Source organism: Escherichia sp. R1 (assembly GCF_003000935.1).
GTDB classification, from domain to species: domain Bacteria; phylum Pseudomonadota; class Gammaproteobacteria; order Enterobacterales; family Enterobacteriaceae; genus Escherichia; species Escherichia coli.
The window spans coordinates 67,234-82,651 of sequence record NZ_PSRU01000017.1; the positions used below are offsets into that span (position 1 = coordinate 67,234).

General features: G+C 50.9%; 17 protein-coding genes. 5 read left to right on the top strand and 12 right to left on the bottom strand.

Going from position 1 to position 15,418, the window contains the following annotated elements; genetic code table 11:
• Positions 1 to 616: 616 nt before the first annotated feature.
• The 4 genes from C4F37_RS19510 (at position 617) to mtgA (ending at position 5,586) form a co-directional block, all read left to right on the top strand.
• A complete protein-coding gene (locus C4F37_RS19510) occupies positions 617 to 1,546 on the top strand; it encodes a TIGR01212 family radical SAM protein (protein WP_001296449.1) in 930 nt (309 codons plus the stop codon).
• Between the two features lie 95 nt (positions 1,547 to 1,641).
• On the top strand, positions 1,642 to 3,978 hold the full coding sequence (gene arcB, locus C4F37_RS19515) for an aerobic respiration two-component sensor histidine kinase ArcB (protein ID WP_000809780.1): 2,337 nt from the start codon (positions 1,642 to 1,644) through the stop codon (positions 3,976 to 3,978).
• A gap of 229 nt (positions 3,979 to 4,207) precedes the next feature.
• Positions 4,208 to 4,861 carry an isoprenoid biosynthesis glyoxalase ElbB gene (gene elbB / locus C4F37_RS19520; protein WP_000719791.1) on the top strand — a complete coding sequence of 218 codons (654 nt, stop codon included), beginning with the start codon at positions 4,208 to 4,210 and terminating at the stop codon, positions 4,859 to 4,861.
• Positions 4,858 to 5,586, top strand: a complete 729-nt coding sequence (gene mtgA / locus C4F37_RS19525; RefSeq protein ID WP_000047069.1) for a monofunctional biosynthetic peptidoglycan transglycosylase — start codon at positions 4,858 to 4,860, stop codon at positions 5,584 to 5,586. Before elbB ends, mtgA begins: the two co-directional genes overlap by 4 nt.
• Here the strand turns inward: mtgA and yrbL are convergent.
• From yrbL to C4F37_RS19585, 12 genes are all read right to left on the bottom strand, one after another.
• On the bottom strand, positions 5,583 to 6,215 hold the full coding sequence (gene yrbL / locus C4F37_RS19530; RefSeq protein ID WP_001539838.1) for a PhoP regulatory network protein YrbL: 633 nt from the start codon (positions 6,213 to 6,215) through the stop codon (positions 5,583 to 5,585). The genes mtgA and yrbL overlap by 4 nt on opposite strands.
• 213 nt (positions 6,216 to 6,428) lie before the next feature.
• Positions 6,429 to 6,701, bottom strand: coding sequence for a PTS phosphocarrier protein NPr (gene npr / locus C4F37_RS19535; protein ID WP_000216791.1), 273 nt, complete (start codon positions 6,699 to 6,701; stop codon positions 6,429 to 6,431).
• Positions 6,698 to 7,552 carry an RNase adapter RapZ gene (gene rapZ, locus C4F37_RS19540; RefSeq protein ID WP_000243741.1) on the bottom strand — a complete coding sequence of 285 codons (855 nt, stop codon included), beginning with the start codon at positions 7,550 to 7,552 and terminating at the stop codon, positions 6,698 to 6,700. The genes npr and rapZ overlap by 4 nt, the downstream gene beginning before the upstream one ends.
• Before the next feature lie 45 nt (positions 7,553 to 7,597).
• Entirely contained in the window at positions 7,598 to 8,089 is a 492-nt protein-coding gene (gene ptsN / locus C4F37_RS19545) for a PTS IIA-like nitrogen regulatory protein PtsN (protein ID WP_000183676.1), read from the bottom strand.
• A 117-nt stretch (positions 8,090 to 8,206) separates the two neighbouring features.
• Positions 8,207 to 8,494, bottom strand: coding sequence for a ribosome hibernation promoting factor (gene hpf, locus C4F37_RS19550; RefSeq protein WP_001176599.1), 288 nt, complete (start codon positions 8,492 to 8,494; stop codon positions 8,207 to 8,209).
• A gap of 22 nt (positions 8,495 to 8,516) precedes the next feature.
• The gene (gene rpoN, locus C4F37_RS19555; protein ID WP_000809051.1) at positions 8,517 to 9,950 is read right to left on the bottom strand and encodes an RNA polymerase factor sigma-54; all 1,434 of its coding nucleotides are present in this window, start codon (positions 9,948 to 9,950) and stop codon (positions 8,517 to 8,519) included.
• Positions 9,951 to 9,997: 47 nt separating this feature from the next.
• Positions 9,998 to 10,723, bottom strand: a complete 726-nt coding sequence (gene lptB / locus C4F37_RS19560) for an LPS export ABC transporter ATP-binding protein (RefSeq protein WP_000224099.1) — start codon at positions 10,721 to 10,723, stop codon at positions 9,998 to 10,000.
• Between the two features lie 6 nt (positions 10,724 to 10,729).
• Positions 10,730 to 11,287, bottom strand: a complete 558-nt coding sequence (gene lptA / locus C4F37_RS19565) for a lipopolysaccharide ABC transporter substrate-binding protein LptA (RefSeq protein WP_000669785.1) — start codon at positions 11,285 to 11,287, stop codon at positions 10,730 to 10,732.
• Positions 11,256 to 11,831: an LPS export ABC transporter periplasmic protein LptC gene (gene lptC, locus C4F37_RS19570; RefSeq protein WP_001539833.1), complete on the bottom strand. Its 576-nt coding sequence runs from the start codon at positions 11,829 to 11,831 to the stop codon at positions 11,256 to 11,258. The genes lptA and lptC overlap by 32 nt, the downstream gene beginning before the upstream one ends.
• Entirely contained in the window at positions 11,828 to 12,394 is a 567-nt protein-coding gene (gene kdsC, locus C4F37_RS19575) for a 3-deoxy-manno-octulosonate-8-phosphatase KdsC (RefSeq protein ID WP_000030015.1), read from the bottom strand. Before kdsC ends, lptC begins: the two co-directional genes overlap by 4 nt.
• Positions 12,395 to 12,414: 20 nt before the next feature.
• Positions 12,415 to 13,401, bottom strand: coding sequence for an arabinose-5-phosphate isomerase KdsD (gene kdsD / locus C4F37_RS19580; RefSeq protein WP_001295557.1), 987 nt, complete (start codon positions 13,399 to 13,401; stop codon positions 12,415 to 12,417).
• Between the two features lie 13 nt (positions 13,402 to 13,414).
• Positions 13,415 to 14,392, bottom strand: a complete 978-nt coding sequence (locus C4F37_RS19585; RefSeq protein WP_000922880.1) for a calcium/sodium antiporter — start codon at positions 14,390 to 14,392, stop codon at positions 13,415 to 13,417.
• Positions 14,393 to 14,601: 209 nt separating this feature from the next.
• Here C4F37_RS19585 and mlaF point away from each other — a divergent pair, with 209 nt between their 5' ends.
• Positions 14,602 to 15,411: a phospholipid ABC transporter ATP-binding protein MlaF gene (gene mlaF / locus C4F37_RS19590; protein ID WP_001539830.1), complete on the top strand. Its 810-nt coding sequence runs from the start codon at positions 14,602 to 14,604 to the stop codon at positions 15,409 to 15,411.
• The last annotated feature ends 7 nt before the right edge of the window (positions 15,412 to 15,418 follow it).

A 15,418-nucleotide genomic window follows, 5' to 3' on the forward strand; every position in this document is an offset into this window, starting at 1 on the left:
ACAGTAAGAGCGTGGCGACGGGGTTTGCGTGTCATACGCGCGCCTCGCATTCGCCCCCTTGTTGTCCTTTTCGCATCGGTTAATACGGTGAAGAGGGGATCTCAATTACTGCATAAATATGATGAGCAGGCTGCTCATCCAGAAAGCTTCCAGCGGATTTCCAACTTATCGGGAAAGCTGATACAGGTCAAATGGCAAGCTTATTGGTACAGAAATGTGCTTTAGCGCAAAATTCTTTATTAATTATCTGAAATTAAATTGGATTTTCTATTTAAGGCTAAAAGGGGCGTCGTTAGAGAAACAGCCAGTTCCTGACTGTCATAAAGGCGTGTTAACCCTTATCCTGCCTTGAATTGACGAGAAAGCCAGCATTTTATACTGCCTTAATTGGTAATAACGTTTCATGCTACTGTTTTTGCCTAAAATCCATAAGGAGATAAAAAAATCTGACACAAGATAAGCAAAAGTGATTTATGTGATTGTGCATGAAATTTCGGTAATTTTGATTTATTATGCATTTGATAAAAGCAGGCCGGGACGATTGATCCAGGTCATCGCCGAATTGGGCTAAAAATGGCAGGCTTTGGCCTCTTTTCAAGGCGCGGTCTATCAGATTATGCAGTTACAGAAATTAGTCAATATGTTTGGTGGTGATCTCACCCGTCGTTATGGGCAAAAGGTGCATAAGCTGACGCTGCATGGCGGTTTTAGCTGCCCTAACCGTGACGGTACCATCGGGCGTGGCGGCTGCACATTCTGTAATGTTGCCTCGTTTGCCGATGAAGCGCAGCAGCATCGTTCCATTGCCGAGCAACTGGCGCACCAGGCGAATTTAGTTAACCGCGCTAAACGCTATCTGGCCTACTTTCAGGCGTATACCAGCACCTTTGCGGAAGTTCAGGTGCTGCGTTCGATGTATCAGCAGGCGGTGAGCCAGGCCAATATTGTCGGTTTGTGTGTTGGTACCCGCCCGGACTGCGTGCCGGATGCGGTGCTGGATCTGCTTTGCGAATATAAGGACCAGGGCTACGAAGTGTGGCTGGAGCTGGGGCTACAAACCGCCCACGACAAAACACTGCATCGCATCAATCGCGGTCATGATTTTGCCTGCTATCAGCGCACGACGCAGCTGGCGCGTGAGCGTGGGCTGAAGGTGTGTTCTCACTTAATTGTTGGCCTGCCTGGCGAAGGGCAGGCTGAATGTTTGCAAACGCTGGAGCGAGTGGTTGAAACCGGCGTGGACGGCATAAAGCTGCATCCGCTGCATATAGTGAAAGGCAGCATTATGGCGAAAGCCTGGGAAGCGGGGCGTTTGAACGGAATTGAACTGGAGGATTACACGCTCACTGCCGGAGAAATGATTCGCCATACGCCACCGGAAGTGATCTACCACCGCATTTCCGCCAGCGCCCGTCGCCCGACGCTGCTTGCTCCGCTGTGGTGCGAAAATCGATGGACGGGAATGGTCGAGCTGGATCGTTATCTGAATGAACATGGCGTACAGGGATCGGCGCTGGGACGTCCGTGGCTACCTCCAACGGCGTAGGCCATTGAGGGGAATTCCGCATTTCTCACACAATTTATAACGTAACTGTCAGAATTGGGTATTATTGGGGCAGGTTGTCGTGAAGGAATTCCCTAATGAAGCAAATTCGTCTGCTGGCGCAGTATTATGTTGACCTGATGATGAAGTTAGGTCTGGTGCGCTTCTCAATGTTGCTGGCGCTGGCCCTCGTCGTTCTTGCCATTGTGGTACAAATGGCGGTAACCATGGTGCTGCATGGTCAGGTCGAAAGCATTGATGTTATTCGTTCTATCTTCTTTGGTTTGCTGATTACGCCGTGGGCGGTCTACTTTCTATCGGTGGTCGTCGAGCAACTGGAGGAGTCACGACAACGTCTGTCACGACTGGTGCAAAAACTGGAGGAGATGCGCGAGCGCGATTTGAGCCTCAACGTTCAGTTAAAAGATAATATTGCCCAGCTAAATCAGGAAATCGCCGTTCGTGAAAAAGCGGAAGCAGAACTGCAGGAAACCTTCGGCCAACTGAAAATTGAAATCAAAGAGCGCGAAGAGACACAAATTCAGCTCGAGCAGCAATCCTCATTCTTACGTTCCTTCCTTGACGCTTCACCCGACCTGGTTTTTTATCGTAACGAAGATAAAGAGTTTTCCGGCTGTAACCGCGCGATGGAGCTGCTGACCGGAAAAAGCGAAAAACAACTGGTTCACCTGAAACCTGCTGATGTTTACTCACCGGAAGCCGCTGCGAAAGTCATTGAAACCGATGAAAAAGTGTTCCGTCATAATGTGTCACTGACCTATGAGCAGTGGCTGGATTATCCCGACGGACGCAAAGCCTGCTTTGAAATCCGTAAAGTACCGTACTACGACCGCGTGGGTAAACGTCACGGTTTGATGGGCTTTGGTCGCGACATTACCGAGCGTAAGCGGTATCAGGATGCGCTTGAGCGCGCCAGCCGCGACAAAACGACGTTTATCTCCACCATCAGTCACGAATTGCGTACACCGCTGAACGGTATCGTCGGCCTGAGCCGCATTCTGCTGGATACCGAACTCACCGCCGAGCAGGAAAAATATCTCAAAACCATCCATGTTTCGGCTGTCACGTTGGGGAATATCTTCAACGATATTATCGACATGGATAAGATGGAACGGCGCAAGGTCCAGCTTGATAATCAGCCGGTTGATTTCACCAGCTTCCTTGCCGATCTGGAAAATCTCTCCGCATTGCAGGCGCAACAAAAAGGATTGCGCTTTAATCTGGAGCCGACGCTGCCATTACCGCATCAGGTCATTACCGACGGGACGCGTTTACGGCAGATCTTGTGGAACCTCATCAGTAACGCCGTCAAATTCACTCAGCAAGGCCAGGTTACCGTGCGCGTGCGCTACGATGAAGGCGATATGCTGCATTTTGAAGTGGAAGACTCTGGTATCGGCATTCCGCAGGATGAGCTGGATAAAATCTTCGCCATGTATTACCAGGTGAAAGACAGTCATGGCGGTAAACCTGCCACCGGCACCGGTATTGGTCTGGCCGTTTCTCGTCGTCTGGCGAAAAATATGGGCGGCGATATTACGGTTACCAGCGAACAGGGCAAAGGTTCAACCTTTACGTTGACGATCCACGCACCGTCGGTAGCAGAAGAGGTTGATGATGCGTTTGATGAAGACGATATGCCTTTACCGGCGCTGAATGTGCTGCTGGTGGAAGACATTGAACTGAACGTGATTGTCGCGCGCTCTGTGCTGGAAAAGTTAGGTAACAGCGTTGATGTCGCCATGACCGGCAAGGCGGCGCTGGAGATGTTTAAACCGGGCGAATACGACCTGGTGTTGCTGGATATTCAGTTGCCAGATATGACCGGGCTGGATATCTCTCGTGAACTGACGAAGCGTTATCCGCGCGAGGATTTACCGCCGCTGGTGGCCTTAACCGCTAACGTGCTGAAAGACAAGCAAGAGTACCTCAATGCTGGAATGGATGATGTGCTGAGTAAGCCGCTTTCTGTTCCGGCGCTAACCGCGATGATCAAGAAATTCTGGGATACCCAGGATGATGAGGAGAGTACGGTGACGACAGAAGAGAACAGTAAATCAGAAGCATTGCTCGATATTCCCATGCTGGAACAGTATCTCGAACTTGTAGGACCGAAGCTGATCACCGACGGGTTAGCGGTGTTTGAGAGGATGATGCCGGGCTATGTCAGCGTGCTGGAGTCGAATCTGACGGCGCAGGATAAAAAAGGCATTGTTGAGGAAGGGCATAAAATTAAAGGTGCAGCGGGGTCAGTGGGGTTACGCCATCTGCAACAGCTGGGTCAGCAAATTCAGTCTCCTGACCTTCCCGCCTGGGAAGATAACGTCGGTGAATGGATTGAAGAGATGAAAGAAGAGTGGCGTCACGACGTAGAAGTACTGAAAGCGTGGGTGGCAAAAGCCACTAAAAAATGACCCCGGCTAGACCGGGGTGCGCGAATACTGCGCCAACACCAGGGAAATCTTGGCTGCGCCGTAAATTATTATGATGAGTTACAAGGGCACAGCACTGTTTTTCAGGCCGCACGCAGTTAAGATAGCAAAACTTAAATGATTTGTTACATGAATCAGTTAAATGTGTGATGCGTAGCATTTTTATTAAAAAAATTAATGTGTTTCAGTCAATTGCGAAAGGAAGATCACAATGAAGAAAATTGGCGTAATTCTGAGCGGATGCGGCGTCTATGACGGTTCTGAAATTCATGAAGCGGTATTGACGTTGTTAGCTATTTCACGCAGCGGTGCGCAGGCGGTCTGCTTTGCACCGGATAAGCAGCAGGTTGATGTTATCAACCATTTAACTGGTGAAGCGATGACGGAAACGCGCAATGTGCTGATTGAAGCGGCACGAATAACGCGCGGTGAAATCCGTCCTCTGGCCCAGGCCGATGCCGCTGAACTGGATGCGTTGATTGTGCCGGGAGGTTTTGGCGCGGCGAAGAATTTAAGCAATTTTGCCAGTCTTGGTAGCGAATGCACCGTTGACCGTGAATTAAAGGCGCTGGCACAAGCGATGCATCAGGCCGGAAAACCGCTTGGTTTTATGTGTATTGCACCGGCGATACTGCCGAAAATTTTCGATTTCCCGCTACGTTTGACCATCGGTACTGATATCGATACCGCAGAAGTGCTGGAAGAGATGGGCGCGGAGCATGTGCCGTGTCCTGTCGATGATATCGTGGTTGATGAAGACAATAAGATTGTCACCACCCCGGCATATATGCTGGCGCAGAACATTGCAGAAGCGGCGAGCGGCATTGATAAGCTGGTTTCCCGCGTGCTGGTTCTGGCTGAATGAGTAAAAGCCGCTTAACGGTGTTTAGTTTCGTTCGCCGTTTTCTTCTGCGGTTAATGGTTGTCCTCGCCATTTTCTGGGGCGGGGGCATCGCGTTGTTTAGCGTTGCGCCTGTTCCTTTCTCAGCGGTAATGGTCGAGCGGCAAGTCAGCGCCTGGCTGCATGGCAATTTTCGTTACGTGGCACATTCTGACTGGGTCAGTATGGATCAAATCTCGCCGTGGATGGGACTGGCGGTGATTGCCGCAGAAGATCAGAAATTTCCTGAGCACTGGGGCTTTGATGTCGCTTCCATTGAGCAAGCCCTGGCGCACAACGAGCGCAATGAAAACCGTATTCGCGGTGCTTCAACGATTTCTCAGCAGACAGCCAAAAATCTCTTTTTATGGGATGGGCGTAGCTGGGTTCGAAAAGGGCTGGAAGCCGGATTAACGCTGGGGATAGAAACAGTCTGGAGCAAAAAGCGTATCCTGACGGTTTACCTGAATATCGCCGAATTTGGCGACGGTGTGTTTGGCGTCGAAGCTGCGGCACAACGTTATTTCCACAAACCCGCGAGCAAACTTACCCGGTCGGAAGCTGCATTGCTGGCAGCTGTATTACCTAATCCACTTCGTTTCAAAGTCTCCGCGCCATCGGGCTACGTGCGTAGCCGTCAGGCGTGGATTTTACGGCAGATGTATCAGTTAGGCGGTGAGCCGTTTATGCAACAACACCAGCTTGATTAAGCTTCGCGCGAAGTGAGGGCCAGCGTTTTGCTCTCACGAGGTTGCAGATCTTTCTGCAGGGCAATAGCCAGCGCCGGTTGGGCGATAAATCGTTTCCATAACCGCTCTTGCTTACGCAGACAACACCACTTCGACCAGGTCGCCAGTGGAATCAATGTGCTTTCACCAATGTTGTCGCAGACGACGGGGGTAACCTCTGACTCACTGATGCGGTGACAGAGGATATTCTGCGGCTTCAGCGACATCGTCACGATACGGTTATCCTGCAAATAACGCTTCAGCTGTTTCAGTAACTGGCGCAGTTGTGCAATGTCTTCTTCGTAACGGCATTGTTCTGCAAATTCGGTCAGCGTAATGGAAGGCTTGCCGTCGAAATCGGCAATCACATCGTAGACATAACCGGTTCCGCAATCCGTCTCAACGGTACCGTGATAGCGCGGTATTCCACTCCAGTCTTTTAACCGGCGACCAAGATGCGCGTAGTACTTTAACTCACGGCGGATCTCTTTATCGCCACCATCGCCACGATGGTAGACAATCTTGATACAGCGTTGGGCATCTTCCGGATGCGCATAACATTTCCGATGTCTTCCGGTGCCCAGGGGAGTTTGTTCAGATAAGCGAATCATGCCATCTCCTGGAAATATTTTCTGACGATCTCCAGTATGGTCGATTAACTTAAACGAAATCTAAACAATGCTTCTTAAGGTTTTCTTAAGGTTCTTCTGAAAGTAAAAAAGCGCACGAAATGTACAATCGACGTTGATTGATAACGATTTCAGTACGCGCTTTTCTTATTGCCGGGGGAGCTTGAAGGGATTTGAATGTCAAAGTGATGAAGATTAATCTTCATCAAAACCAGAGTTAAAGAGGGCGATAACGGCGGCCAGTGCTTCCTCTTCCTGTGGACCGGTCGCTTCAACTTCAATCTGCCGTCCTTTGGCAGAATCCAACATCAGCAGCGCAATAACGCTGTTGGCTTCAGCCTCGGTGCCTTCGTCATTACGTAACAGCACTTCAGCGTCAAAACCCTGCATTAATTCAAACAGCTTCATTGCAGGCCGGGCATGCATGCCCAGCTTGTTTGTGATTTCAACAGTTTGCTTGACGGTCATGGTTTACGTTTTTCCAGCGTCCGATGGCGTGACTGGACGTTTTTACCGCGCGAGCGGAAGTAGTCTGCCAGTTGCTCTGCAATATACACCGAACGGTGCTTCCCGCCGGTACAACCAATGGCGACCGTCAGGTAGCTACGGTTGTTGGTTTCCAGCATAGGTAACCATAGCTCAAGATAGCTTCGCGTCTGGTAGATAAAATTGTGTACTTCTGTGTGGCGGTCGAGGAACGCGGCGACAGGTTTATCAAGACCTGTCATTGGGCGCAGTTTCGGATCCCAGTGCGGGTTCGGCAAGAAGCGCACGTCAAAGACGTAATCTGCATCGATAGGGATACCGTGTTTGAAGCCGAAAGACTCAAAGACCATGGTCAGTTCACGTTCACGTTTACCCAGCAGACGGGTACGCAGCATTTCTGCCAGCTCGTGAACGGACATTTCTGAGGTATCGACAATCAGATCCGCTCGCGAACGCAGAGGCTCCAGCAAATCGCTTTCTTTGTCGATAGCACTTTCCAGCGACAGGTTTTTGCTGGAAAGCGGATGCAGTCGGCGCGTGTCACTGTAACGACGAATTAAGGTATTACGGTCGGCATCCAGGAACAGTAGTTGCGGTGAGAAAGCGTCAGGCAGGTTACTCATCGCCTGTTCGAATATTTCTGGTGACTCCGGCATATTACGAACATCAATGCTGACGGCGGCAGAAATCTCTCGATCGGCCAGAGTTCGAGCCAGATCGGGTAACAACACTACGGGAAGGTTATCCACGCAGTAAAAACCCATATCTTCCAGCGCACGCAGGGCGACAGATTTACCTGAACCTGAACGTCCGCTGACGATCATCAGTACCATGTACTGTTTCTCCTCACAACGTCTAAAAGAGACATTACCGAATAACTACGCTTCATCCGGAGTACCTTCGGTATCCGTAATGATTTGATACAGCTCTTCATCGCTCTGGGCTGCGCGTAAACGGCGGCAGATGGTTTTGTCCGCCAGACGTTTCGCCACCAGCGACAGAGTATGCAGGTGCGTTTTAGTTTGGTCTGCCGGCACCAGCAGGGCAAAAAGTAAGTCCACCGGTTGGTTGTCGATGGCATCGAAAGCTATAGGCGTTTCGAGCTGAACGAAAACGCCAACGGCGCGCAGAGTATCTTCTTCCAGTTTGCCATGCGGAATGGCAATACCATTGCCGATACCGGTACTGCCCATTTTTTCCCGCGTCAGGATAGCTTCAAAAACCACCTGAGGCGGCAGGCTAAGTTGTTTCGCCGCCAGCTCGCTGATGATTTCCAGGGCGCGTTTTTTGCTCTGACAGTGGACGCGGCTTCGCGTACATTCCCTGTTAAGAACACTGCTAAGCTGTAGAGTTGTATCATTATTTGTCATAATTTCACCTAAGAACCTGCCCACTCAAACAGTGGAACAGGCTCGGAGCATTAACCGTACAAATGGCCCGTTGTGCCGCACAACAGACCGCCATGCACATGCTAATTGCCCGGACAATTAGTGTTGTTTCAGTTTATCTTTATGTTTGGTCAACTGGCGTGCCAGCTTATCAATTAAGCCATCAATGGCAGCGTACATGTCCTGACCTTCCGCGCTGGCATGAATTTCACCACCGTTTACATGCAGTGTTGCATCTGAGGTGTGGGTGACTTTCTCCACTTTCAGAACAACATAGACCTGGTTGATTCGGTCAAAATATTGCTCAAGTTTGGCAAATTTGGCTGTAACAAATTCGCGCAGTGCCTCGGTGATCTCGACGTTATTTCCGGTAATGTTGAGCTGCATAGTGTCTTCCTTATCGGTTGGGTCAAACGAGCTGTTTACGCTGGTTTGACGGCGGAATGGATAAAGACTCTCGGTACTTCGCAACAGTGCGGCGTGCCACCATGATACCTTGTTCCGACAGCAAAGAGGTTAACTTGCTGTCGCTCAACGGTTTCGCTGGGTTTTCCGCCGCGATTAATTTCTTCACCAGCGCACGAATCGCCGTGGAGGAAGCTTCGCCGCCGCCCTCGGTATTGACGTGACTGGAAAAGAAATACTTCAGTTCAAAAATGCCTCGTGGACTATGCAGGTATTTTTGCGTGGTCACGCGAGATATCGTCGATTCATGCATTTCGACAGCCTGGGCGATATCGGCCAGTACCATCGGTTTCATATATTCTTCACCTTGCTCAAAGAAGGCTTGCTGCTGTTCAACGATACAGCGACTCACGCGCAGTAGCGTATCGTTACGGCTTTCCAGACTCTTGATCAACCATTTGGCATCCTGCAGATTGCTGCGGATAAACTGGCTGTCACCATCGTTGCGCGCGTTATTGCACATCGAGGCGTAGTGCTGGTTGATTTGCAGACGCGGAATGCTGTCACTGTTGAGTTCTACCGTCCAGTGACCGTTATGCTTACGCACCAGCACATCTGGAATGACATACTCAGGTTCGCCAGTCTGGATCGACTGCCCGGGGCGCGGATCGAGCGACTGGATCAGATTGACGGCTTCTTTCAGCACATCTTCTTTCAGACGCGTGACGCGCATTAAAGTGCGGAAGTCGTGATTGGCTAACAGATCGAGATGATCGCTAATGATCAGTCTGGCCTCTTCCAGCCACGGCGTGGTCTTATCGAATTGGGAGAGTTGGATCAGCAGACAGTCACGCAGATCTTTTGCCGCCACACCGACCGGATCAAACCTTTGGATCCGCTTAAGGACGGCTTCAACTTCGTCGATGTCAATCTCTTCATCGCCCATACTTTCGAGAATATCTTCCAGCGGGACAGTCAGATAACCGGTGTCATCAACGGCATCGACGATAGAGGTAGCAATAGCGCGGTCAGTGTCGGAAAACGGTGTCAACTCGACCTGCCACATCAGGTAATCCTGTAAGGTCTGTGTCGTTTCGCCCTGATAGACCGGCAGCTCGTCGTCAATGTAGTCACCGCTGGTGCCGGATGGTGTACCAGCGGTGTAAATGGTGTCCCAACTGGCATCGAGCGGCAGCTCTTCCGGCATCTCTTTTTGTTCGAGCGCGTCGGCGGTGTCCAGTGTTTCACTGTCTTGCGTTTCGCGGGTGTCGATTTCTTCATGAGTATCGATTTGCTCAAGCAGCGGATTACTCTCCAGCGCCTGCTGTAGCTCCTGCTGAAGTTCCAGCGTCGACAACTGCAACAGACGAATTGCCTGTTGGAGCTGTGGCGTCATCGCCAGTTGTTGGCTAAGCCTGAGTTGCAAACCTTGCTTCATGTTCAGAATCGTACTCTCCTGCTAAAACGTCGCAAACTTCTACCCTATCAGAGTCTGAAGTCTTCCCCAAGGTATACACGCTTAACGTGTTCGTCTTGTAAGATTTCTGTAGGCGTGCCGTGGGCGATCAAATGCCCCTGACTGACGATATAAGCGCGTTCACAAACCGCCAGTGTTTCACGCACGTTGTGGTCAGTGATCAGTACGCCCAGGCCGCTGTCGCGCAGGTGCTCAATGATGCGTTTAATGTCGATAACCGAGATCGGGTCAACCCCGGCAAACGGTTCGTCGAGCAGAATAAATTTCGGATTCGCAGCCAGTGCGCGGGCAATTTCTACACGGCGACGTTCACCCCCGGAGAGTGACTGCCCCATGCTGTCACGCAGGTGCTCAATGTGAAACTCTTCCATCAACTCGTTCGCGCGGTCTTCACGTTGTTCAGCAGACAAGTCATCACGAATTTGCAGTACCGCCATCAGGTTATCGTAAACGCTGAGGCGACGGAAAATGGAGGCTTCCTGCGGCAGATAGCCGATACCGCGGCGCGCGCGTGCATGCAGAGGCAGCAGACTGATATCGTCATCATCAATAATGATGTTGCCCGCATCGCGCGGCACAATGCCAACAACCATGTAGAAAGTGGTGGTCTTACCGGCACCGTTTGGCCCCAGCAGACCGACAATTTCCCCGGAGTTGACGGTCAGGCTGACGTCTTCTACCACGCGACGGCCTTTATAGGCTTTTGCAAGGTTCTTTGCAGTTAATGTTGCCATAACGAATTAATTACCCTTCTTCTGTGCCGGGGTCTGGCCTTTATTGTTTTTGTCCTGCAGCTGCGACGGCACCAGAACGGTGGTTACGCGCTTGCCTTTGTCGCTGAAAGCCTGCATTTTCTGCTCTTTCACCAGGTAAGTGATCTTATCGCCCTTAATGTTGCTATCGACCTGCTGCAGATAAGCATTACCCGTCAGAACGACAAAATCTTTTGCCAGTTCGTAGTGCATCTGGGAAGCGTGACCTTCAACGGGTTTACCGTTGTCCTGCATCTGGTAGAACGTTGCCGGTTTACCGTAGCCGTCAATCACTTCTTTACCTTGTTCGCCGCCCGGACGGGTAACGACCACTTTGTCGGCATTAATTTTGATGGTGCCCTGGGTGACGATGACATTGCCGGTAAAGGTAACCACGTTGCCTTGCATATCAAGAGATTGCTGGTCCGATTCAATGTGGATCGGCTGATCAGTGTCTCCGGTTACGGCAAATGCCGGAATGCTGGCGGCCAGAAGTGAGCTGGCAAGCACAAGATTAAGGCTGAGTTTGTTTGTTTTGAATTTCATAGGATGTTCTAACCTTTTCAATCAGCTCGGCGTTCTTGTTGCGTAAGTTGCCGCGCATTTTCAGACCGCTGGAGTTAAATGTTGTTCCGTATAACGTGACGAGGTCTTCAGAGGTAACATCCTGCGTCACCAGATTGATCTGCGCGTTATCCGTCGTGATTCTGCGAAGTTGAGAGTCCGGCACGAGTGCATTGACTTCAACGTGTCCATATAAATAGAGCATCCGGTCATTGGTCAGCTTGGCTTTATCTGCTTTTACGGACCATGTCGGGATTTTATCCTTATCAAACGTGGTAAGTACCGGCTGCGTAAACCACGAAACGGCCTGATCGGAATAATATTCAACGTGTTGAGCAATCAATCGATAGCTTAGTGCCCCTTCTGGGTTATAGACGAGCGTGTCCGTATGCTCGCTTTTATAGGTGGGATCATTGTTGTTGACGACCACCTGGGCGGTATCGTCTTTTTCGGCCATATTAATGCCGATCATCACCAGAACCGCCAGTGATAGCACAATGATAACCCAACGTCTGGCTTTACTCATATCGATTGCCCTTTGGCTTCATCCAGTTTGCCCTGCGCCAGGAGTAATAAGTCGCAAACTTCTCGCACTGCGCCACGACCGCCAGCAATGTGCGTTACGTAATCGGCGCGCGGGATCAACAGTGGATGCGCATCGGCCACGGCGACGCTTAAACCCACTTTTTCCATTACCGGCCAGTCGATGAGATCATCGCCGACATAAGCCACATTTTCCGGGGCAATCGCCAGTTTTTCCAGCAGATCGCTAAAGGCGATCAGTTTGTTTGACTGCCCCTGATACAAGTGAGTGATCCCCAATGTGGCACAACGATCTTCTACCAGTTTAGCCTTTCGCCCGGTAATGATAGCGACTTCAATATCAGAGGTGAGCGCACAACGAATGCCATAACCGTCACGAACATTGAACGCTTTCAGCTCTTCGCCGTTATTGCCCATATAAATCAGGCCATCTGACAGTACGCCATCAACGTCGAGGATCAGCAGACGAATGTTCTCTGCTTTTGCCATAACGTCGGCGCTGACAGGGCCGTAACAGGTCGCAAGCGACGCACCTGCTTTGCTCATTGTTGTTTATCCTTGAATCTTTACACTACGCCTGCACGCAGTAAATCATGCATATGTAACACACCGAGTAAATGGTCGCCATCGGCAACCATCACGGAGGTGATATGGCGGGACTGCATTAAGTTCAGTGCCTCAACGGCCAGAATGCCTGGGCGCACGCGTATTCCCCCCGGCGTCATCACATCGGCAATACTTAACTGACGAACATCCACGCCCATATCGAAGACACGGCGTAAATCACCGTCGGTAAAGATGCCTTCAATCATCATATTGTCATCGCAAATGACAGTCATACCAAGATTTTTGCGGGTAACTTCCAGCAATGCGTCACGCAGACTGGCCGTTTTCTTAACATGCGGGATCTCATCGCCCGTATGCATAATATCGTTTACGCGCAGCAGAAGTTTACGACCCAGTGCGCCGCCTGGGTGTGAGAGCGCAAAATCTTCAGCAGTAAAGCCGCGTGCTTTTAACAGCGCGACAGCGAGGGCATCGCCCATAACCAGCGTGGCGGTTGTGCTGCTGGTCGGTGCCAGCCCTAACGGACAGGCTTCTTTCGCCACTTTAACACACAGATGCACATCTGCGGCGCGCGCCATGCTGCTCTCCGGGCGACCGGTGATGCAGATTAACGGTACGTGAAGACGCTTAAGCACTGGAATTAAGGCCGTGATTTCGCTGGATTCACCTGAGTTAGAGATAGCAATCACCACATCCTGTGGGGTGACCATGCCTAAATCACCATGCGCGGCTTCGCCAGGATGGACGAAAAATGAAGGTGTACCGGTGCTGGCAAATGTTGCTGCCATTTTGCGCCCGATGTGCCCCGATTTGCCCATCCCCATGACGACAACTTTCCCTTTACACCAGAACATCTTTTCACAGGCAAGCGTGAAATTCTGATTGATGTATTGATCAAGCTCCGCCAGGCATTCACGTTCAATCGCCAGGACTTCTTTACCTGCTTGCTGAAAGTCAAAACCCGGTTGTAACTCTACGTGCGACATAATGCGTTTCCAGTTATTCAACGAGTATTGGCGATAACCAGTACAACATCGCCAGCCATACGATAAATCCGCCAGTTAATAATACCCCTACACCACGGCCCGGTTGCGGGGAGCGCCGCCAGCACAGCAACGCAAAAATAATGCTCACCAGCAACATCACGCTGTAGTCACGACTGTACGCCAGTGGATCAATCTCTCCTGGCGTTATCAGCGCGGGTAAACCCAACACGATGACAATATTAAAAATGTTTGCGCCAATGATATTTCCGACCGCAATGTCGTTTTCACCTTTGCGAACCCCCGCTATTGCGGTTGCCAGTTCCGGCAGGCTGGTTCCGATAGCAATTGCCGTCAGACCCATCGTCAACTCGCTGATGGCAAAGTAATTCGCCAGCACCGTGGCGTTATCAACTACCATCCGCGTGGCCACTGGCATAATGATCAGTGCGATGCCGAGCCATAAAAATGCGACGGGCAATCCACCTTCACGCGGCAGCTCTGCAAGCTGCTCTCTGGTCAGGCTGTCAGTCCCCTGACGTTCAGCCTGACGTGCAAGTTTAACAATGAACAGCAGCCATAGCACAGCCAGAAAGAGGAGAAAGATACCATCGCTGCGACTAAGTTGTCCGTCATAGAGTACGGAACCGGCCACCACGCTGACCAACAACATTAAGGGTAATTCACGGCGTAGAACATCAGAATGGACGGTAAAAGGACGAACCAGCGCAGCCAGACCGAGGATCAGCAATATATTGATAATGTTTGAGCCGAGGGCTGTACCAACGGCTAAATCGCGTTGTTCGTGCAAAGACGCGGCAAGCGAGACGATGATTTCTGGTAACGATGTACCAATACTGACCACCGTCATGCCGATGATCAACGGCGGGATGCCAAAGGTTCGGCAAAGAATAGACGCGGCAAAAACCAGGCGGTCGGCACTGTAAACGACCAAAAGTAAACCAACAATTAACAGTGCCGTAGCTAAAAGCATCTAACGTCCTTTCTTCAGGTATACTCGCCGGTCCGCTGAAGATTTTCAGAAAGCCGTAACAGATTCTTAATTTTGACTTTATGCGGCTAAAAAGTAAAACAAATGCCAGCTTTCGCTAACCACGGCAGGTAATATTCTGTAAATATGTTGGGTTCAAGGTTAAATTGAGCGCCATGCTTAGAAAATCAACGCAAGACGAAGGGTGAATTATGGAGCAGTCTGTGGCGAATTTAGTCGATATGCGCGATGTCAGTTTTACGCGTGGCAATCGCTGCATCTTCGATAATATTTCCCTGACCGTGTCGCGAGGGAAGATCACGGCGATCATGGGGCCATCGGGCATCGGTAAAACGACGCTACTCCGTCTGATTGGCGGGCAAATCGCACCAGATCATGGTGAGATCCTTTTCGATGGTGAGAATATTCCGGCGATGTCTCGTTCGCGCCTGTATACAGTGCGCAAACGGATGAGCATGTTATTTCAGTCCGGGGCGTTGTTCACTGATATGAACGTATTTGACAACGTCGCCTATCCACTGCGGGAACATACCCAACTTCCCGCGCCATTGTTGCATAGTACGGTGATGATGAAGCTGGAGGCCGTGGGGCTGCGTGGAGCGGCTAAACTTATGCCTTCTGAACTTTCCGGTGGGATGGCGCGGCGTGCAGCGCTGGCACGTGCGATTGCGCTGGAGCCGGATCTCATCATGTTTGATGAGCCCTTTGTTGGGCAAGATCCCATTACCATGGGCGTGCTGGTGAAGCTGATTTCTGAGCTGAACAGCGCGCTGGGCGTGACTTGTGTGGTGGTTTCTCACGATGTGCCGGAAGTGTTAAGTATTGCGGATCACGCCTGGATCCTGGCGGACAAAAAAATTGTCGCTCATGGCAGTGCCCAGGCGTTGCAGGCGAATCCTGATCCGCGCGTACGTCAGTTTCTGGACGGGATAGCTGACGGGCCTGTTCCGTTCCGCTATCCTGCCGGCGATTATCACGCTGATCTTTTACCAGGGAGTTAAGCCACTC